General features: G+C 48.6%; 20 protein-coding genes. 6 read left to right on the top strand and 14 right to left on the bottom strand.

What is annotated here, in order from left to right:
- Positions 1-52: 52 nt before the first annotated feature.
- Positions 53-751 (bottom strand): amino acid ABC transporter permease, encoded by a 699-nt coding sequence (locus AC5LIL_RS07270; RefSeq protein ID WP_214874398.1) that lies wholly within the window; start codon positions 749-751, stop codon positions 53-55.
- A gap of 9 nt (positions 752-760) precedes the next feature.
- Positions 761-1,609: a transporter substrate-binding domain-containing protein gene (locus AC5LIL_RS07265; protein ID WP_499825324.1), complete on the bottom strand. Its 849-nt coding sequence runs from the start codon at positions 1,607-1,609 to the stop codon at positions 761-763.
- A 260-nt stretch (positions 1,610-1,869) separates the two neighbouring features.
- On the opposite strand from AC5LIL_RS07265, the gene AC5LIL_RS07260 reads away from it, so the two are divergent.
- On the top strand, positions 1,870-2,424 hold the full coding sequence (locus AC5LIL_RS07260; protein ID WP_499825323.1) for a GNAT family N-acetyltransferase: 555 nt from the start codon (positions 1,870-1,872) through the stop codon (positions 2,422-2,424).
- Between the two features lie 109 nt (positions 2,425-2,533).
- On the opposite strand, the gene AC5LIL_RS07255 is transcribed toward AC5LIL_RS07260, so the two are convergent.
- Genes AC5LIL_RS07255 through AC5LIL_RS07245 form a run of 3 tightly spaced genes read right to left on the bottom strand, consistent with a single transcriptional unit; the run spans position 2,534 to position 4,345 of the window.
- Positions 2,534-2,986: a GNAT family N-acetyltransferase gene (locus AC5LIL_RS07255; protein WP_214782950.1), complete on the bottom strand. Its 453-nt coding sequence runs from the start codon at positions 2,984-2,986 to the stop codon at positions 2,534-2,536.
- A gap of 15 nt (positions 2,987-3,001) precedes the next feature.
- Positions 3,002-3,715, bottom strand: coding sequence for an MBL fold metallo-hydrolase (locus tag AC5LIL_RS07250; RefSeq protein ID WP_499825322.1), 714 nt, complete (start codon positions 3,713-3,715; stop codon positions 3,002-3,004).
- 12 nt (positions 3,716-3,727) lie between these two features.
- Positions 3,728-4,345, bottom strand: a complete 618-nt coding sequence (locus AC5LIL_RS07245) for an NUDIX hydrolase (RefSeq protein ID WP_337873860.1) — start codon at positions 4,343-4,345, stop codon at positions 3,728-3,730.
- Between the two features lie 130 nt (positions 4,346-4,475).
- Between AC5LIL_RS07245 and AC5LIL_RS07240 the strand changes: the two genes are divergently transcribed.
- Positions 4,476-4,982, top strand: a complete 507-nt coding sequence (locus AC5LIL_RS07240; RefSeq protein ID WP_214782942.1) for a DinB family protein — start codon at positions 4,476-4,478, stop codon at positions 4,980-4,982.
- A gap of 32 nt (positions 4,983-5,014) precedes the next feature.
- Here the strand turns inward: AC5LIL_RS07240 and parC are convergent, their stop codons facing one another.
- From parC to AC5LIL_RS07225, 3 genes are all read right to left on the bottom strand, one after another.
- The gene (parC, locus tag AC5LIL_RS07235; RefSeq protein WP_499825321.1) at positions 5,015-7,420 is read right to left on the bottom strand and encodes a DNA topoisomerase IV subunit A; all 2,406 of its coding nucleotides are present in this window, start codon (positions 7,418-7,420) and stop codon (positions 5,015-5,017) included.
- Between the two features lie 2 nt (positions 7,421-7,422).
- Positions 7,423-9,390, bottom strand: a complete 1,968-nt coding sequence (parE, locus tag AC5LIL_RS07230; protein WP_339963070.1) for a DNA topoisomerase IV subunit B — start codon at positions 9,388-9,390, stop codon at positions 7,423-7,425.
- 126 nt (positions 9,391-9,516) lie between these two features.
- Positions 9,517-9,921 carry a CoA-binding protein gene (locus AC5LIL_RS07225; protein ID WP_074034448.1) on the bottom strand — a complete coding sequence of 135 codons (405 nt, stop codon included), beginning with the start codon at positions 9,919-9,921 and terminating at the stop codon, positions 9,517-9,519.
- A 341-nt stretch (positions 9,922-10,262) separates the two neighbouring features.
- Here AC5LIL_RS07225 and AC5LIL_RS07220 point away from each other — a divergent pair, with 341 nt between their 5' ends.
- Together AC5LIL_RS07220 and AC5LIL_RS07215 are read left to right on the top strand one after the other, a co-directional pair.
- A complete protein-coding gene (locus AC5LIL_RS07220; RefSeq protein ID WP_499825320.1) occupies positions 10,263-11,324 on the top strand; it encodes a GGDEF domain-containing protein in 1,062 nt (353 codons plus the stop codon).
- Positions 11,321-12,334, top strand: coding sequence for a tyrosine-type recombinase/integrase (locus AC5LIL_RS07215; RefSeq protein ID WP_499825319.1), 1,014 nt, complete (start codon positions 11,321-11,323; stop codon positions 12,332-12,334). Before AC5LIL_RS07220 ends, AC5LIL_RS07215 begins: the two co-directional genes overlap by 4 nt.
- 62 nt (positions 12,335-12,396) lie before the next feature.
- Here AC5LIL_RS07215 and AC5LIL_RS07210 read toward each other — a convergent pair whose 3' ends face one another.
- From AC5LIL_RS07210 to AC5LIL_RS07200, 3 genes are read right to left on the bottom strand one after another with little or no spacing between them, the layout of a single operon-like run.
- Positions 12,397-13,536: a hypothetical protein gene (locus AC5LIL_RS07210; protein ID WP_499825318.1), complete on the bottom strand. Its 1,140-nt coding sequence runs from the start codon at positions 13,534-13,536 to the stop codon at positions 12,397-12,399.
- Positions 13,533-14,744, bottom strand: a complete 1,212-nt coding sequence (locus tag AC5LIL_RS07205; protein ID WP_499825317.1) for a hypothetical protein — start codon at positions 14,742-14,744, stop codon at positions 13,533-13,535. The genes AC5LIL_RS07210 and AC5LIL_RS07205 overlap by 4 nt, the downstream gene beginning before the upstream one ends.
- Positions 14,745-14,799: 55 nt before the next feature.
- Positions 14,800-15,972: a MalY/PatB family protein gene (locus AC5LIL_RS07200; RefSeq protein ID WP_499825316.1), complete on the bottom strand. Its 1,173-nt coding sequence runs from the start codon at positions 15,970-15,972 to the stop codon at positions 14,800-14,802.
- 115 nt (positions 15,973-16,087) lie between these two features.
- Between AC5LIL_RS07200 and AC5LIL_RS07195 the strand changes: the two genes are divergently transcribed.
- A complete protein-coding gene (locus AC5LIL_RS07195) occupies positions 16,088-16,741 on the top strand; it encodes a M48 family metallopeptidase (RefSeq protein ID WP_499825315.1) in 654 nt (217 codons plus the stop codon).
- 12 nt (positions 16,742-16,753) lie between these two features.
- On the opposite strand, the gene AC5LIL_RS07190 is transcribed toward AC5LIL_RS07195, so the two are convergent.
- From AC5LIL_RS07190 to AC5LIL_RS07180, 3 genes are all read right to left on the bottom strand, one after another.
- Complete coding sequence (locus AC5LIL_RS07190; protein ID WP_499825314.1) at positions 16,754-18,040, bottom strand: hypothetical protein; 1,287 nt, start codon at positions 18,038-18,040, stop codon at positions 16,754-16,756.
- The gene (locus AC5LIL_RS07185) at positions 18,037-19,326 is read right to left on the bottom strand and encodes a hypothetical protein (RefSeq protein WP_499825313.1); all 1,290 of its coding nucleotides are present in this window, start codon (positions 19,324-19,326) and stop codon (positions 18,037-18,039) included. Before AC5LIL_RS07185 ends, AC5LIL_RS07190 begins: the two co-directional genes overlap by 4 nt.
- A 98-nt stretch (positions 19,327-19,424) precedes the next feature.
- Entirely contained in the window at positions 19,425-19,808 is a 384-nt protein-coding gene (locus AC5LIL_RS07180; RefSeq protein WP_214782912.1) for a DUF302 domain-containing protein, read from the bottom strand.
- Between the two features lie 161 nt (positions 19,809-19,969).
- Between AC5LIL_RS07180 and AC5LIL_RS07175 the strand changes: the two genes are divergently transcribed.
- Entirely contained in the window at positions 19,970-20,365 is a 396-nt protein-coding gene (locus AC5LIL_RS07175; RefSeq protein ID WP_012726343.1) for a Spx/MgsR family RNA polymerase-binding regulatory protein, read from the top strand.
- Positions 20,366-20,373: the final 8 nt, after the last annotated feature.

Below are 20,373 nucleotides of genomic sequence, written 5' to 3'. Positions count from 1 at the left end.
GCGGAAAATCCAACGATAATCTAAAAAAGACCGACCGGCATCAGCCAGTCAGTCAACGTTTTGGGGAATCTAAATATCGTTCAAAATGACGTTCGAGCCACTCTTGGAAAAACGACATGAACGTACAAATCGCCCAGTAAATCAATGCCACGACGATATAGACCGTCATATAATCAAACTCACGCCCCCCGACGATTTTTGCTTTATTGAAGATCTCCGGAACAGTGATCATCGCCGCGAGAGAACTCGCTTTGATCAAATCGAGAAAGACGTTCGAGAGCGGGGGAAGGGCGATCCGTGTCGCCTGAGGTAGGATGACACCTTTGAGCGTCAACCATTTCCCCATCCCGAGCGAACGGGCCGCTTCCACCTGTCCGTCATCAACCGCACGAATCGACGAGCGGATAATCTCGGCGATATAGGCGGCAGAGTTCAAACTAAACCCGAGAATGGCTGCCGTCAATGCGGCAAACTCAATGCCGATGAACGGGAATCCCGAATAGAGGATGAACAAGATGATCAGAATGGGCACACCACGCATGAACGAGATATAAAATGTCGATGGATAGCGAAGGAGTCGCGTCGGAGACAACTTCCCAAGCGCCAATATCAGACCGAGCACAAGACCGAAAAACATGCTCGTAAAGGAAATCCAAAGCGTGTTCGGTAATCCGCCTAACAGATAAGGGAACGACTCGATGGCTAGGTCTACGTCAAAGATGGCGTCCCATTTGATGTCTGAGAACGTCATATCATTTCCTTATTTCGTCTCGACGATTGTCGCGTCCACATCAGGTTCAACCGAGACGTCGGCCCCGTTGTAGAATTGCTCTGACAACTCTTTGACCGTACCGTCCTCGAGCATCTCTTCTAATACACGGTCGATATTTTCTTGAAGCTCGTCGTTTTCGTTATCTATCAAGAATGCGACTTCTTGCGGGTTATAAGCGATATCAGGGTGAATCGTGATATCAAACTCTGGGAAGAAGGCGAGAGCAAGCGTTTGAAGATAGTAATCGTTCAAGATGACATCGGTACGTCCTGTCGAGACGTCACGCAAATACTGGTCGTTCGTCGCGTTGTCATAGATGACTTCTTCAGCTCCGTATTGACGTGCCACATCCATGAAGACGGTCGTCGCTTCACCAGCGGCTTTTTTGCCTTTCAAGTCTTCGAGCGATTCAATGCCTGAAAGGTCGCTCTTCCGAACGATGGCTGTTCCGTATGTGTACTTATACGGTTTCGAGAAAGCGAACTTCTCCTTGCGGTCTTCCGTGACCGAGATATCATTCGCCGCGACGTCGATTTGACCGTTTTGAACGCTTGTCAACATGTTGTCAAACGCCATTTCTTTGAACTCGACTTCAAGCTCGAGGCGCTTCGCGATCTCTTTCATGAGTTCCACGTCAAAACCTGTCAACGTATCACTCTCTTCTTCACGGAAAGAAGCGGGGTAGAGCGTACCAGCCGTTCCGACTGTCAACGTTCCTTCTTCTTGAATTTCTTCCCAACGTGTCGTATCTGCTTGATTCGTGCTATCATCACCACAAGCGGCAAGTGGGATTGCTAAAAACAATGTTGCTGCCAAACCTTTTGTTGTTCGTTTCACAAGAATTCCTCCTTAGATGCTTCATCTGTCTAAAAATAGCATGACTTCAGCGGTCTAGCAACTGTGAAACACGTATTAAACAGATTCGATTTACATTTGAAACGTTTATTCATAAAGCGCTAACATTCCTTTGAAAGCAAAATTCATTTCATTAATACAGAAAACTATAATCAATGAAACAGATTGTTATTTTGCATAATAAAAGAAATGGTAGAAATGAATAAATAAAGAATACTTTACAGGGAAAAGAGGCGGAGCGGATGAGTGGTATTCAACTAAAAAGACTTAAAGCGTCGCTCATTAATCAAATGAATGACACAAATGATCCATTCCCAATCATCGGTCGAATTATACCAAGTTATATAAATGGCGAATGGACATATGTTGAAGAGCTTGATTATGAGGTGAAAGAAATATCATTCCCAGACGATCAGATTGATTGGCGAGATTACATAGAACGAGACAATCGCGTCGTATATTTAGCGATGGACAATGATGAATGTGTCGGGCAAATCCGGCTCGTGAAGGATTGGAATCAGTTTGCATATATCGAAAACATTGCGGTCAAAATGACGTACCGTAAGCAAGGAATCGGAAGAATGTTGCTTGAAAAAGCCGAACGTTGGGCCAAAGAGAAAGAACTGATCGGATTATCTCTTGAGGCACAGAACGATAACTTGATTGCATGTCGCTTTTATAGAAAAGAGGGATTTCAGCTCGGAGGAGTCGATACAATGAAACAATACGCGAATCCACAGATTGATTTGACCTTGTATTGGTACAAGATTTTCGAAGAAGGGGGCAATTATAAATAGAGTATTTTCATACTCTTTTTTTATTAGTTTACATAACATATATTATCAGTAAAAATAAATTCTCATCTCATTATCTTAGTATACTTATGATAGTGAGATGAGATAAAAATTAAGAAGAGTGTGTATATCGAATTAATGTGACACCGGGTTCTGGTTCAAATTCAGTACTTCGCACAAATCCGAGTTTCGTATATAGACGCTTGGCGGGCCCGTTATGCTTGCCCGTGTGAACGTAGACGAGCTGCCCTTTATGAATGCTTAACACATGCTCAAGTAGCGTCGTCGCCAGTCTCGCTCGGAAATATGTCGGATCAATACAAAGTTTTGTGATCTCCACCGTGTTTTCGGATGCTTCAATGGTGACAAATCCAATCAACCGCTCCTCGACATACAATCCATAGCTCGTACCTGGCAAGTTTTGAATGACATCAATCGTCTCATATCGTGCCGGAATTTCGTCAAATCCGAGCAATTCCGCTTCAACGGCATATGCGTTCCGCTGAATCTCGAGCATCTGCTGGGCCTGTTCGAATTGATGGATTGGGATTTCTTTTAGTTGCATCGTCTCATCCCTCCATTATCGAGTAAACTTTCTCGCCTGTTTGCGTTTCGCCCGCTTCAGTGCTAAATAGAGACGGTGTGTCCCTTTGAGTGGCGGACCATGCCCGACAAACGTCAGGAGCGGTGACAAATCGACCAGCCGCTCCGCACTCTCTACAGCAACGGATCGGTTCCATGTCGCAAGACCAGGCAGCGGGAACAACGGACGGACGTCCCCTGCCACTGCGGCCCCTCCCTGCGACTGAAAAGCGTCTCCGGCGAATAACACCCGATTCGTTTCATCGTAAAATGCAATCGAACCTGGTGTATGTCCACTTGCGGCAAGGACACGTAGACCAAATAGCCGCTCACCTGGATCTAACAACGTATCCGGTGTAGAACGGATCGTCGGCAAGGAACCCCGTATCTTGTGCTCTTCTTCCTCATCTAGTGAACGGTCTCCAGATAGTAAGCGGGCATCACGCCGGGAGATGAACAGTTCTGCGAGTGGATGCTCCGCTTTGATGGCATCTACCCCGCCGACATGGTCTCCGTGGGCATGCGTCAATAAAATGGCAAGGAGCGGTTTGTCGAGTTCTTCAATATACGACAGAATATGTGCCGCATTTCGTTTTAGCGCCGTGTCGATCAAGACGAGCCCAAGTTCATGTTCGATCAGCTGGACGTTGATCGGAAGAACGGGAGCGTAAAAGGTTAGTTGGTGGATATGTCCGTATCGTCTCACTTTCATCAAAAAATCCTCCTAATCGAATAAGGTGGTCCAGTCATCTTCTTGCCAGTGCGCGTCGAAGCACATATGAATCTGTTCGAGCGTGTTTCGGGCAAGGGAGAGCTCTGGTAAATGGTCGCGTTCAAAGAATCCGACATCCGTCGTCTCTACGCCGGCAGCGCCTTCCCCGTCACCGATCAATGCACACTCGATGAAGAGTTTGTAATAGTGCTCAGAAAGTGGCGGGTGTGGATGTTCGTGCATATCAAATAAGGCGAGTAACCGCACCGGAATGACATCCAAGCCGGCCTCCTCTTCTACTTCTTTGATGATATTCGCAGCAGGAGAACGGTTCACCTCACAGAAACCACCTGGTAGTGTCCATAACCCGTCCGACCGCTCCTTGACGAGTAACAATCGGTCTCCTTTGAAGACGACGCCTCGTACATCGAGCTTCGGTGTCGGATATCCTTGAACATGGGCCAATTGTGAGATGTCCTCGTTCGATAAGTCCGAATGTCGTTCATACATCTCTTTTGCAATCTCTTGGAGTTCTTCATATCGTTCTCGGTCATATTGATCACGTGTGAACGTCAGACCGGCCTGAGACAGCGCCTGAATCCGTTTCGCCCACGTCAGCCATTGAGACATATAGATCCCCCTATCATTTGTCCTACATGTTTCTTTCGGCAAATCAATCCGATCCTCCTTTTTAGTTTTATATTCCCCGAAGACTCGGACAAGTCACGTATACTGAAAGAAAACAGAGGAGAGATACAACATGAATCGTTATGAACTGACTCATTTCAAAGAAACTTTGTTGAATTATTCAGAACCTGACTTACGGTATAAATGCTCCCCTACGATTTGGTCAATTGGTCAGATGTACGATCATATCATGTTGGTCGCGAGTGAGTATTTAGATGAAGTCGACCGTTGTCTTCAAGAAGACGGCAAACTCGGTGGGGAGAAGACGCCATTTGGGGAGAAGTTGTTCCGAGAAGGTGGATTTCCTCCAATCAAAATCGAACTCCCTCCCGAGATGAACCAACCACCTAACAATACCGATACGAATGAGCAGTTACTGGAGCGAGTGACCGCCTTGATTTCAAGGATGGATGCGTTAAAAACCCGTCTAGGCGACGCCACAGACGATTGGAAGACCTTTCACGGTGGATTCGGCTGGTTGAATGCGAGAGAGTGGTTCGAGCTTGTCGAGATGCATACACGGCATCACCGTCGACAGCAACAAGAACTAGAAGGATGGCTAACACAAAAAGACCTGTGAGCGGCGATTATGCCGATGCACAGGTCTTTCCTTTAATCGAGATACACGTCCTCAATCTCACCGAATGAATCTTCATCGAAGACGAACGACCCGTTGGCGTAGCGATCAAGTAGCGTGAGCGTTTTTGTCTTCACTTGTTTTGCTTTCTCTTTTCCGACGATATGCAATGTCTCATCCCCATGTACAGGGAGCACACGACGGATTTGGTGTGGTTTTGACTTGACCTCACGAATGAGCATCGTTCCGCGAAGGTTGCGGTTCGTGCAATCGAACTGGTCTTCGAGTTTCATCTTCTTGACCGCTCCTCGCTGCGTCACGAGAACGAATAGTGGTGGCGTGAAGAATGAGAAGGCATCGGCGACGACGTCACCGTCTTTCAAGTTCATCGCTTTCACACCAGCTGCCCGCTGTCCAACGACCGGAACGTCATCCTCTTTGAACCAGAGCCCGTATCCACGCTCTGAAACGAGGAACAACTGTCCAGGACCGTCACTGATCCCAGCGAATACGACCTCATCGTCACCTTTTAGCTTCAAGGCCATGAGCGGCTTCGACTTCCGCTGCGCGTCATAGTCGCGTAACGGCGTACGCTTGACCATTCCGTCTTTCGTCACGAAGAGGCAATGGGCATCTGTCTCGAACGTCGAGACAACGTCTGCCGAGATGACCTGTTCTCCTTCGATTGGGACGAGGTTGGCGACGTGCTGACCGGCATCCTTCCACTTCGATTCAGGGATCTGATGGATTGGGATGAGGAGGTAGCTCCCTTTGTTCGTCCAGACGAGCAAGTGGTCTGTCGTCATCGCTTGTGTCGTAAGGAGAGGACGGTCTTTATCCTTCATCTCCGGTAAGACGTCACTTGAGGCACCATATGAGCGCATCGAGGCACGTTTGACATAACCGTCACGGCTGACGAAGACCATCGTCTCTTCGACGGCGATCATGACTTCCGTCTTCAGCTTCAATTCTTCGACTTCCGACTCGATGACCGAGCGACGGTCATCTCCGAACTCATCACGTAGCGCCGTGAGTTCTTTCACAATCAACTTTCGTTTCGTCGCATCCACGTCGAGAATGTTCGAGAGGCGAGCGATCTCTTTTTGGAGTGCCTTCGCTTCTTTTTGCAACTCGACGATGTCCGTATTCGTGAGTCGGTACAATTGGAGCATGACGACCGCTTCGGCCTGGCGTTCCGTGAATGAGAACCGCTCCATCAGTTTCTTCTTCGAGTCGGCTTTATCTTTCGCGGAACGGATCAATTCAAGCGTCTCATCGAGGACCGAGATGGCTTGCTCCAAGGCATCGACGATTTCAGCCCGTTTTTTCGCCTGTTCGAGTTCAAACGTCGTGCGACGTGTCACCACTTCTTCGACGTGCTTCAAATAGGCGTCGATGATTGGGATGATGCCCATCTGTTTTGGTGTCCGGTTCACGATGGAGACCATATTGTAGTTATAGGCGAGTTGCAGGTCCGTATGCTTCAAGAAGAAGTGAAGGACACCTTCCGCGTCTGCCTCTTTCTTCAATTCGATGACGACACGAAGGCCGGTCCGGTCCGTCTCGTCACGGACTTCCGCGACACCTTCGACCTTTTTATCGAGACGTAGCTCTTCCATCTTTTTGACGAGGTTCGCCTTGTTCACTTCATACGGAAGTTCGGTGATCGTAATCTGTTCACGGCCACCTTTTAGCTGCTCAATCTCTGATTTCGCGCGGATGATGACCTTACCCTTGCCGGTCTCGAACGCCTTCAGGATACCGTCTTTCCCCATGACTGTTCCTCCGGTCGGAAAGTCAGGTCCTGTGACATACTCGAGGGCGTCTTTCGCCGTATCAACCTGACCTCTCAAGCGTGCGATGGCGAGGTTGAGCACTTCCGTCAAGTTATGCGGCGGGATTTCTGTCGCATAACCCGCTGAGATCCCTGTCGTCCCGTTCATGAGCAAGTTCGGGAGGAGTGACGGCAAGACGAGCGGCTCTTCCGTCGAATCGTCAAAGTTCGGCGTATAGTCGACCGTATTCTTCGCAATCGACGTCAGCATGACCCCAGCAATCTTCGAGAGACGCGCTTCCGTATAACGCATGGCCGCTGCCGGGTCACCGTCCATCGACCCGTTGTTCCCATGCATGTCGATGAGCGGATAGCGTAGTTTCCAGTCCTGAGAGAGACGTACCATCGCCTCATAGACGGACGAATCACCGTGCGGGTGATAGTTCCCGATGACGTTCCCGACCGTCTTCGCAGACTTTCGGTACGGCTTGTCGTTCGTATTCCCCTCATGGTGCATCGCATACAGGATACGACGTTGTACGGGCTTTAGCCCGTCGCGTGCGTCCGGTAAGGCACGGTCTTGAATGATATATTTTGAATAACGCCCGAACCGGTCACCGACGACCTGTTCGAGAGATAAGTTTAAAATGTGTTGAATCGTCGACATCGTTACATCACTTCCTCAATCGCTTTAGTCACATGTTCATTGGCGATGATCGAATCATCTTCCTGGAGTCCGAAGGCAACGTTCTCCTCGATCCACTCACGGCGATGCGTGACGTTATCGCCCATCAAGACCGAGACGCGCTTGTCCGCGACGGCCGCGTCGTCCACCGTGACACGGATGAGCGTACGGGTATCCGGATTCATCGTCGTCTCCCATAACTGGTCCGCGTTCATCTCACCGAGACCTTTATAGCGCTGGAGGATATAGCCTTTCTTATACACTTTGACCAACTTCTCGAGCGCCTCTTCGTCCCATGCGTAGTCGAACTGCTCGGACTTGCCTTTCCCTTTTGAGATGCGATAGAGCGGTGGCAAGGCGACGAACACACGGCCAGCCTCAACGAGCGGTCGCATATAACGGAAGAAGAACGTGAGAAGGAGCACTTGGATATGCGCACCATCTGTATCGGCATCCGTCATGATGATGATCTTGTCGAAGTTACAGTCATCCAAATCGAAATCATGACCGACTCCGGCACCGATTGCATGGATGATTGTATTGATTTCTTCATTCTTCATGATGTCCTGGAGTTTTGACTTCTCGGAGTTGATGACTTTCCCACGTAACGGAAGGATGGCTTGGAACGTCCGGTCCCGCCCTTGTTTGGCGGAACCACCGGCCGAGTCACCCTCGACGAGGAACAGTTCGTTCTTCGCGGCATTCTTCGATGTCGCCGGCGTCAATTTCCCGTTCAAGATGCTCGAACGTTTCTTCTTCTTACCGTTCCGTGCCTCTTCACGTGCTTTTCGTGCCGCCTCACGTGCCTGAGCCGCGCGAATCGCCTTTTTGATGAGCATCGTGGCCATCTGTGGGTTCTCTTCTAGGAAGATCGTCAGTTGCTTCGCCATGACGCTATCCGCACTCGCACGTGCCTCTGGAGAGCCGAGTTTCGACTTCGTTTGGCCCTCGAACTGGAGGAACTCCTCAGGGATTCGGACCGAGACGATGAGCGTGAGTCCCTCACGGACATCGCCACCGTCTAGATTTTTGTCCTTCTCTTTGAGCAATCCGTTCTTACGCGCATATTCATTCATGATCCGGGTCATCGCAGTCTTGGCGCCGACCTCATGCGTCCCACCGTCACGCGTACGGACGTTGTTGACGAAAGAAAGGACGTTCTCAGAATAGGCGTCTGTGAACTGGAATGCGAGCTCGATCTCAATCTCGTTCTCTGTCCCTTCGAAGTAGACGATCGGGTGAAGCGTCGCCTTATCGTCATTTAAATATTGAACGAATTCAGCGATCCCATCCTCGTAATGGAACGTCTCTTGTTTATCGGTACGTTCGTCCGTCAGTGTGATCGTCAATCCTTTTAATAGGAAAGCCGATTCACGAAGGCGTTCGGCGAGCGTGTCATAGTTATACGTTGTCGTCGAGAAAATTGTTGCATCCGGTTTAAAATAGACGCTCGTCCCGGTCTGGCGCGTCTTGCCCGTCTCAAGGAGCGTCGTCTGCGGCACGCCGCCGTCCGCAAATGTTTGCTCGAACACTTTCCCGTCGCGATGGATGGTCACGACGACCTTGCTCGAGAGTGCGTTGACGACCGAGGCACCTACCCCGTGGAGACCGCCCGACGTCTTGTAACCGCCTTGCCCGAACTTCCCACCGGCATGGAGAACCGTGAAGATGACTTCAGGTGTCGGTTTTCCAGAGGCGTGCATCCCTGTCGGCATCCCACGTCCGTGGTCACGGACCGTGATCGCATCGTCTTTATGAATCGTCACATCGATTTGACCACCGAACCCGGCGAGCGCCTCATCGATCGCATTGTCGACGATCTCATAGACGAGATGGTGAAGCCCGCGATGGTCGGTTGACCCGATGTACATCCCCGGTCGTTTTCGTACGGCCGTGAGTCCTTCGAGCACCTGGATGGCGTCTTCATTGTAATTAAATAGATCTGTTGACATAGCAGTCACCTCAATTTCGAACACACGTTCGTTTTTCTTTCCTATTGTATAGCTGTTCATCGATTCTGGCAAGCCTCCCTTGTCAGCCGTTGCTGAAAAAAAGGAGACCTACCAAGGAGGTAGGTCTTATCCGAGTAGACGAGCATGCTCCACGTACAGGCAGCGGTTCTCGATGTAATCGAGCCCGGCATCGCGTGCGATTTGCTCCGCCTCTGGACTTGAGAGACCGAGCTGGTTGAAGACGAGTCCGACATCCCCATGTCGTACCGCATCTTCCGCGACACCTGCTAAAAACTCACTGCGACGGAACACGTCGACGATATCGATTCTACCCGGGATGCTCTCGACGGACGGATATGCCTTGCGGCCGTTCCACTCCTCGAGCATCGGGTTGACAGGGATGACGGTATACCCGACACGTAGTAAGTACTCCGCAATCTGGTTGGCCGTCTTGTTCGGGTTGTCGGACACGCCGACGACCGCGATGGTCTTCGCTTCAGACAAAAGTTGCTTCAAACGCTGATCATCCATCCAAAATCCCCCTTTGGTTTACGTTTACAGTGTAACGTTACCTGACTTGCCGTTTCAAGTCCTATTTTCATCATAAGGTATAATGGTTCAACATTACAATTTCAAGACAAACCAATATGGTTTACATAACAAATTATTGTCTACCTTTTGTTTTGCGATAAAACTTATCAGTCGATTAACCACTCGATTCAGAAACAATCATGTAACTCATAAACATTGCGTGAAATATCTATTTCACGCAATAATAAGGACGTGTTATAAGGTCTTTTCATGGATGATTTTGATGACTTTTATATAAATACAAGCGTTCTTTCGCTATACTGAATGAGAGGAGGTGTGAGATGGGAACAATTTATGATGCCCGTCGCGGAACGCTGTATAATGAACGCATCATGTTTTATGGCAACGTCATCGCCTGGTTCGTTCATGTCTTGTTCTGTCTGTTATTCTGGCGATTGGATGTGACCTCTTTGTTCATCTCTAACGGAGTGAGTGTCCTATATTACACGATTTCATTTTATTTTGTACATAAGCGATGGTACGGCATTTTCTTCACCGGACTCTTCATCGAAGTCGTGTATAACGCAATCATCTCGACTATCATTCTCGGTTGGGATGTCAACATGCATTATTTCATACTCATGATGGCCTATGGCGTCTTTTTCATGCCGAGCGTGACAAAAGGACAACGAATCTTGACGACTGCCCTCGCAATGATGATCTATAGCATCCTCTTCGTCAATGTATCAGACGGAATGGTGACTTTGCCGCAACCTATCGAACAGGCACTTGGGCTCTTTTGCATCCTTTCGACGGTCATGATGATTGCCGGTCTCTCATTCATCTTTGAATCGGCCGTCGTCGAGGTGACGGATGAACTCGAGCAATCGAATGAGCAATTGCAGGTTCTCGCTTCGACAGACGGATTGACCGGGCTGCTGAATCGGAAAAACGGGCATGAACGCGTCTCGGAATCCATCGAGCAGGCAAGTCGTGGCGGCATTTCTTACGCCATTGCGCTATGTGACATCGACGGATTCAAGTCGTTCAACGAGACATATGGCCACGATTGTGGAGACCGTGTCATCCAACAAGTCGCATCCATCTTGTCCTCGGTTGACGGGATTGCCGTACGCTGGGGTGGTGAAGAGTTTTTGCTCTTCTATACGAACTCGTCTGGAGACGTTTACGCCATAACGGAACAGTTGCGACATCAAATCGAATCCACACGTTTGGAATACGAAGGTGAACAACTCCATATCACGATGACGTTCGGGCTTGCCGTGCGTACACAGTTCGATACGTTAGAGGAGATTGTGAAAGAGGCAGATGATTATTTGCGTGAAGGAAAACAAAATGGAAAGAATCAAGTCAGATTCGTAAGAAAAGGAGGGGTTCAATGAGTATCTTCCGTCAACTCGGACAACGGCCGACAACAACGAACTTGAAGCGATTTGAGCTGAACGGATTGCACCGATTACCCGTGTTCATCCAACAGTTCTTCCACCACTTAGCGGCCAAGCACTACTCCAAACAGACCGCCCAACGCTATGTCTATGATGTATTGGACTTCTTCCGTTGGGTCGAACACGTGAGCGGGACTGAATTAGAACCTGAGACAATTGATTTGGCGGCATTTACGGAAATCGATCATGCAGGGGCAGAAGCATATGCGACTTACCTCGCCCTCGAGCTCGAGAACGCCCCGAGTGTCATCAATCGAAAATTGTCTACGTTACAATCACTCTTCAATTATTTGATTGAGACGAACCAGGCCACAATCAATCCATTCCAGGCCGTGGAGCGCCCGAAGCGAGGCAAGCGAAACCCGATCTATTTGACGGAGTCGGAGTGGCTCGACTTCTCAACGCTCGTCCGAAGCAATGTCGGGATGACGAACCGTGAGGCGAGCTGGTATGAGGCAAATCGCGAACGTGACTTTTTGATCATCCAACTTCTCGGACTGACAGGTATGCGCGTGTCGGAACTCGTCGGACTCAATTGGACCGATATCAACTTCGAGACCGAGACCATCCGTGTCATCGGTAAAGGGAACAAGGAGCGCCTCATCCCGATAGCAGGTCCTCTTCAGCCCCTGCTCATCGAATACCGTCAATTGTCGCGTGAGGGTGCGTTATTTCAGAATGAAAAAGGGAAACGAATCGCGGTTCGTACGGTTCAACACGTGTTAAAAGGTCATATCGATCGATTGAAACCGTATCTTCCTTTCCTGACATATAAACAAGTGACACCCCACAAACTCCGCCACACGTTTGCTACACGACTGGCGATGAGCGGGATCGATGTATTGACGATTCAACAGCTGCTTGGTCATGAATCGGTGGCCACGACACAAGTGTATGCCCATATCGGTGACGAGCGGAAAAAACACGCGATATTAGGTTTACAATAATATGTTATGTAAACTATATATCCAAATATAAACACCACCTAATAAATGGGTGGTGTTTATATTTATGTGCTAGACATGGACAAGATCAATACGGCATCATCGATGACCATATAATAGGCATTTTCATATGCAATGCGTTCCTCTGTCTCTAAATCGAAAATGACTACGCCGCTCGTAAGACCTTCTGTATACTCATGCACGAGATAACGACGACCAATCACGCGTTCGAACGGTTCCACGTCGATATAACGTGCCCCAGTCGCAATATCAATGACTTCCGTGTGCATGTCACTCTCATCTACCTTGATAAAGATTGTCGAACTGACATCGTCATATGTGAAGTCGAGCGGTTCATAGGCACCCCAGTCGACAACCGATACTTCATGTAACACGTCAGGTGCCGTCAAATCATAGATGACTTCTTCGTTCAAAGAGTCGACGAACGCTGAAAATCGAAGAATACCCTCGTTTTCTCCAAGGTATTGTACCGTGTCGCCTTCTCCTTGCAATCGGAGAACATCATCGAATGGCAATTCATCCCGCTGATCCCAGATCGCCTCGATCGCCTCCTCGAGCGGACAGATGAGTAGCGCCTCAGAATGGTCAATCGGATCGTCCGGAGAGACTCGTCCATTGTCGAGTGCATCATAGTAGTCAAATTCATCGAGTCTGGCGTTACAGACGATATACGCGATATCCGCGAATGTCGTCGTGAACAAATACAGTTCACGGAATCGTTCCGTCTTCCCGACTAGACGCTCGTCCCGAATGCGCTCACGCTGACCGGTCACCCGATCATACAACCATGCCTCATCAGACGATTCAAACGCCGTCAAAAAGAGGAAGTAACGATGGTCGAGTACCCAGAATAGCGTGCTATTCCCTCTCTTCTCAAATGTCGTTACAATTTCTTCTTTCCCTGCTTTATAAGAGAACGCGATCAACTCTGTCTTGATGATTCCCTCGCCGTCTGGGATCTCGCTTAAGAAGTACACGACGTCCCCATCCACGAAGAGTTTCGAATAGCCATAGTCTTCATAGGGACGACGGTTCAACTGGGTAATCATCCCGTCCTCTTCATCAAAACGATAGAGGGAGAAAGTCGTCTCATCTTTCTTTTCCCGATAGTAGACCGATGATGATGTGACAGCAATCAAATCCTCATGGTCGATCGGCATGGCACGTGCGTCCACAATTCTCATAAAGCACCTCTTTCATGTCCAGATTCAGCAGGTTCGACAGTGACAAGGCCCGGTGGTCGTTTCGGGAACGTGATACGGAGATGGGCATATTCAATCACATTCTGGTGTGGATGATTCTTATCGATCCAACGAATACGCTGTTGATTCGCCAGAGCATGACCGATTTTCTCTTCCATCTGAAATTTTGAGATGTCCCGATATGCGACTTCTTGGATATACGTCTCTTCATCGGTCTCGAACTGTTGCCAAATCCCCATAATCAGTTGGCCAAGTGCTGAGACCCGTCGTTCCGGTAACGTGATCGTTCCTAGCGTCTGACTCACTTCCTTGAGACATTCGTTAGGGTCATCCGATACCGCAAACAATCGCTTCGCCGTATTGTTCATAACGCGATAGCGACGCTTCCCGCTCTCGAGTCTGAGTACTTGCGCATAAGGCTCGACCGGCACGCCGTGAAAGAACGTCTCTGTACCACCCCATGCGAATCCGAACGAAGGGTCGAACTTTCGAATCGTCTGCATGAACGACATCATGAAGTCCTCAACTTCTCTCCGCTCGAGTCGGAGCCATTCGGCAAGAGCGAGTGTGCCTTTGTGTTTTGAGATGCGGTCGACTGGGAAGAAGAGTTCACCGTCTGCCAGACGATGAGGCTTTAACTCGACGCCATCCGCCCGATAATCGGTCGATGGTCTCCCCCCCCTACCTGCGTAAATGACCCATTCTTCATCTGTACTCTCGATGGCATACGCCTGGTGGGCCCACGGTGGGGTGACATATAAGGCCGGATATTCCTCGAATGTGTCGAGATGGATATAGGAGCGGTCATTCCATAGGTGAGCGACGAGCCGGACGACCTCGCCCGTCTCAGAATCTTTCGGGGCGATATAGTTCCCGGTATCACCGATGAACGTCAGCACATGGAATCCATATCCGTTGTATAAATGACGTACGATTCGTTCGAACACGGCTGTCACCATCCGCTCGAATAAGGGATGGTCCTCGTTTCGGTCAAGAGTCGGCGAATCGACCGCACACATGAGCCAGCCCATCCGCTCATACAATCGGACACGGAGCGGATAAGAAATCAACGGAGAAGAACTCGCATGAATCTCAGTCAAGCGAATATTGGACATGTTTTCGACTTGCAAGGTGAATCCACTGCGCCTTAGCTGTTCCTCCATTTTTTTCTTCCAGTTGATCGTCTCCATCCCATCCACTCACTTTCTCTCATCATCTCATTGTGAATTTTTCCCGATTCTCGTTTTACACAAACGCTTTTCGCTTCATTTGCGCGCTGAGACGTTGGATTGCCTCGTCTAGCAATTCGCGACGCGTCCCGATATTCATCCGTTCAAACGCTTCACCTTGAGGACCGAACGGACTACCCGGTGACAAGAAGATTCGAACGTCTTGATGTAGCCAAGACTTTCTCTCCTCTGCAGACATCGGGAGCTCCGAAAAGTCGATCCACAATAAATAGCTCGCCTCAGGACGCGCCGTACGGAGCATCGGTAGATGGGTTTCAATCGAGTCGATGACCTCGCTCATTTGCTGCTCGAGTTCTTCACGTAACTGATCGAGCCATTGCTCCGCACGTTTGTCTGTATAGGCCGCGATGATGGCTGTGTTCGCAAACGGTGTCGGGAGGACGTGATGTTTGTTCTGTACTTTCGTGATCTGTTTCCGCCATTCATCAACCGGACAGATGATGTAAGATGCAAATAAACCTGCGATATTAAACGCTTTTGAGGGCGCACTTACCGTGATGACACGGGGGTCGAGTGAGCCGATTGCAGTATGTTTGTGAGAAGGGAACGTCAAATCCGCATGAATCTCATCTGCGACGACGATGACATCATATTGATTTGCAAGCTCGACGACCTTTTCCAGTTCTGCTCTCGTCCAGACACGTCCGACCGGATTATGCGGAGAACAGAGCAAGAAGAGCTTCGCTTGTTTCATCGCTTCCTCCAAAGCGACAAAGTCCATCTCATAGCGTCCATCGTTCTCATTCAATGGCGCATCGCACACCTGTCGCTTCGAACCGATGACGAGTTCATGGAAAGGTGGGTAGACGGGTGACTGAATGACAACACCATCCCCGACTTCCGTTAGCGCCTCGACGATATGTGTCAATGCGGGAACGACCCCACTTGAGAACAAGACATGTTTCGGGTCAACATCTAAATCGTGACGTCGTCCGTACCAAGACCGAACCGCTTCCTGCGCTTCAGGCGCGAACAAGGTATAGCCGAATTCTCCTTGAGCGGCCTTGTTGGCGAGTGCCTCCGAAATAGACGGTGCTGTACGGATATCGATGTCGGCCACCCAGAGCGGCAAGACCTCTTCTGACAGATGGAACCAACGCTCCAACCCATCCCACTTCACTGAGTTCGTACCAGTACGTTCAAGTTGTTGTTGTAAAATTGATTTCATGTTCATCCCTCCTCCTCTTACTGTATCAAAGTTGATTCGACTGCGTGCCAAAAAAGCATGGCAGTTTCTTGCCGACTTCGTTATACTCAATCGAGATATAGTGAGGAGGTAATGGATGAACGTCAACATCGTCAGACATAAACGAAGAAAAAAAGCCGCATTTTATGTCACACCAAATGGCATCGAGCTACGTATCCCAGCACGTTTGTCAAAACGAGTCGTCGATCGCATTTTAGAAGAGCACGACTCATGGATTCGTCATACATGGCACAATCTTCCGGAACAGACGTCTGTTCTTGATGAGGGGCTCGTCTTTCATGGAAAAAGCTATCCGACCAAAAAAGATGATGGCACGACACTCAGACATGACGGTTCCTCATTTTTCGTACCGGGGACATGGGACGAAAGCACCCTGTCTAAACATTATGAGGCATGGCTATGCGAACGCGCGCTTGAATATGTGATTAAGCGGGCACCGACTTACGAAAGAATCTTAGGCGTGAAAGCGAAAAAGATTCGGATCGGTCACCAAAAGACACGTTGGGGGTCATGTAGTTCAAATGGGACCATCTCCATCAACGTCCGCCTCATGCTCGCACCAAAAGAAATGATGGACTACGTCATCGCTCACGAATGGGTGCATCTCGTCCACTTCGACCACTCTGCCTCATTTTGGAACACGTTACGTACCGTATATCCAGAAACAGATCAAGCGAAAGCTTGGTTGAAGGAGAACGGCCATACATTACAACTAAAAAGAACCGACTGACCCATCAAAGGGTCAATCGGTTTTTAGTAAATCGGGAAAATAGCTGAAGAATGTCTCTGCTCCTGTGCTCGACAATTTGAACGTCTGCTTTCGCTTTGGATCGGTTAAGTACACATCCACCTTTTTCGAGCGTCTCTGAAAGCTTAATTGAAACTCCTGACCGCCCCACCCGTCGATGATCGTAAGCAGCGAATACTCCTCTATCTCCCCTTCTCGCTTGACCAGTTCAGCCTCATCGATTGCATCCATCAAATCAGACATGTCGATTCCTGCAGCCCGCAGCACGTTCGGGTAACCAATCGTTGCCTTTTCGTCTAAAGGAGTCTTATGGACGAACACGAACGGACCACTTGGTACGGCAGGAGTCGATTCCTTGTCCGCTTCGATCGATTCATCCGTCGCAAATTCGCGATCGGTGTAGGTGAGACGGACGTCTTCCGTCACACGCTTGCCATCCTCAATAAAAGAGAACGTGTAAAGCGGTGTCTCGACTCCGGGTTCAAGCGAGTCTGCCTGCAGTACCCGCTCGACTTTGAGCCCTTCAAATTGCTTTGGTTGCCAATAATCGTTTTCGGACATCATGACAACCGGATCATAGGAAAGTAAGCCTCCTTCCGACTCAGCGAAAAAGTAAGCCTCTTTAGATTGTTCGTCGTAGCCGAGTGCAATCGTCATGATTCCCATTTGCGCGTGATAAGGCTCAATGATTGAGAGCGGAAAGATTCCTTCGTCCTCTCCGATGGTTAAATGGATACTTCCATTCAAGGAAGGGGTCACTTGAATCATCGTTCCGTCAATGAGATTGACGGGTACCTCTAAAACATCGGAATAATCGCTTTCCTTCAAACTCTCTTCTTGTTCCGGAGTTCCATTTGCAATCGTCGGATTACTTGGGATGGTGACACCTTCAGAAGCCTGTACAAACGAAGGGAACTTTTCCACAAGTCCGACTCTCATCTTTGGAGAAAGGCCGTCCTGACAAATGACATAGTTCTGTTCGCCTTTTACATACGTCACTAGCTTATAGGCATGTGCATCGTAGTCCGAAATCATGGCTTTTCGGTTCAAAACATACGAATGATAGACCGTGACGTCTTCATTAATTTGGGGAACCGGGTCATCGGTGCATGCAAGGAGTAAATCGCTCGCCCACGTCTCCGGCCCGGTAGTAAAGCTGTTCATGTCTCGTACATCCCATTGTGAGGGCATATGGTCCAGTTTGACGACCTTTACCTCTTCACCACCACAACCCGATAAAATTCCAACTGTACATAACGTGAATAATAGTCGTTTCATCATGATTTTTCGTACTCCGGGAAAATATCCAAGAACACTTCCGCCCCTTTACTAGATAATTTAAATGTCTGCTCGCGAAGCGGGTCTGTCAGATAGATGTCAATCTTTTTTGACCGCTGTTTATAACTGACTTCAAACGCTTGACCTTTCCATCCATCCATCAACGTCAAGTATCGATAGTCTGCAGGCTCACCCTTTCGGCTGACCGGTTCTGCCTCCTTCAATACTTTCATGACTTGTTCAGATTCTTCCGTCGAGATTTCAATAAAATCAGGATAAGCGAGTGCATTCTCGTCAAACGGTTTCCGGTGTGAGACGACTCTTGGACCATCTTCTTGGGCCGGCATCCACTCTTCATACATCGAATCGGGTTCTTCGCCTTCTTTCAGCAACGTACCTTCAACAAAGCGAACCGTCATCGTTTCAGTCACGGGTTCACCCTCCCGCATGTAATGGAACGTATATATGGGAATCGCTTCTCCTTCTTTTAGCTCTCCAGTTTCGACGATGGTGTCGACGCTTAACTTATCAAAGGCCTTTTGTTCTCTTGACGCAGGGTCTTCTAGTTCTTCAAACTGTAATGGTTGAAAAACAAAGCGTTCATTAAGTGCGAAAAGAATGTAAGGCTGAGATGTTTTTCGATCGAGTCCAATGGCGATCTGTCGATGCGGCATCTCGATTCCAGTCGGTCCAAACTGGGCAAGAGGGTGTCTCGTCGCTTTACCATCCAGTTCTAGTTCAATTTCTCCGAATAGTGCCGGTTCAATTTCAAGTAACGTATCTCGAAACGGAATGATGTCGATTTCATCGATGTTCAGTTCGTCTGTTTTCATTAGCTTGTCCTTAGAGGATGATGATGTTTGATGAAGGTTAGGTAATCGGGGGACGCTGATTCCTTCAGAAGTATTCACGAAGTCCGGGAACTCATCAATCGCCTCCGCCATCAATTGATTCGTATAATCTTCGCGACAGACGACATATCGCTCGTCACCTTCTAAATAGGTAACTACCTTCATCGAGTACGGATCAACGGATGAAACTCCAGCTCTCCCTGCAATCACCGTTTGATACGTGGTAATCTCCCCTTTCAACTCTGTCACCCGTTCGCCCTCACATGCCTCGAGCACTTCTCGCACCTCATGGATTTTAACAATTTCTCCTTCTTTCGTATAACTCTCGAGATTCCATTGATTTTCTATGTAATCTAGTTGAATGACTTCTATGTCAGATGCTCCACATGCGCTTAACATGAAAGCGCCAAGCAACATCGCCATACCACGTTTGAACATATAATCCCTCCACTCATGCTTCTATCCAATTTTACCATTATCTAACTATCTTATACGAAAAAAATCCGCTCATGTTTCATGAACGGATGGTACATCGTTTATTTACTTTGATCGATCGCACGTTGCAATCTAGATTCGACGTCCGCTGCGACGGCTTGTAAGGATTCGTCATCTATGAGGCGAATCAACGTTGTCGGTTTCGGCATGCCGATTTGTGTGTGATTGTCCTTTTCGAAAACGGCAATTTTACACGGGAGGAAGTAGCCTCCCTCTAGATGGTGTGACAGCACTTCTTTTGCTGCCTTCGGGTTGCACACTTCTAAAATGCGATACTTCCCTTCAATGGCCTGCCCTTTTTTCTCTAACGTGTCGCTCAAATCAAAGTCCCATAATACACCGAATGCCTCATCTTTTAGCGCTTCTCCAAGACGGTCGATGACGTCCTCAACGGTACGGTCAGACTGTACAGTATAATCAAACATCTTCATTCCTCCTTATGTGGTCACTCTTGAAATCTGTACCCGAACGAAGTCTTCTTCAATCAAAAAGAAACTGTATGTGATTTGAAACATAATCACGAAACGTAACGTATAAAAAGAGATAATAGTTAGAACCAAACTGATGTAAAGGAGAAGTGGTTGTCGTGACGGTCACGGTATTCACGCATACGAGCTGCAGTTCTTCCAGAAAAACGATTGATTGGTTGCGGGAACAAAAGATTCCCTTCATCGAAAAGAAATTGACAGACCAAGGCTTATCCTTTGGTGAATTTAAAGAAATGCTAAGTCTGACCGAGAATGGGACGACCGACTTGCTGTCGGTACAGAAGAGCGTCTATAAGCAAGCGGCTGAGAAACTCGACGAGATGTCGATCCGCGAACTGTACAGTTTTGTCGCATCAAACCCTCAAATCCTGAAGAGTCCGATTGTCTTCGACCATCATCGCATCCAGGTCGGTTTCAGTGAGAAAGAGATTCGGACGTTCATTCCTCGGCATGACCGCATCGCTGAACTAAAACGTTTGCTCCACAACGCATAAATCGTGTC

The organism is Exiguobacterium sp. RM11, from assembly GCF_059821525.1.
This window is presented reverse-complemented; position numbering and strand designations above follow the sequence as displayed.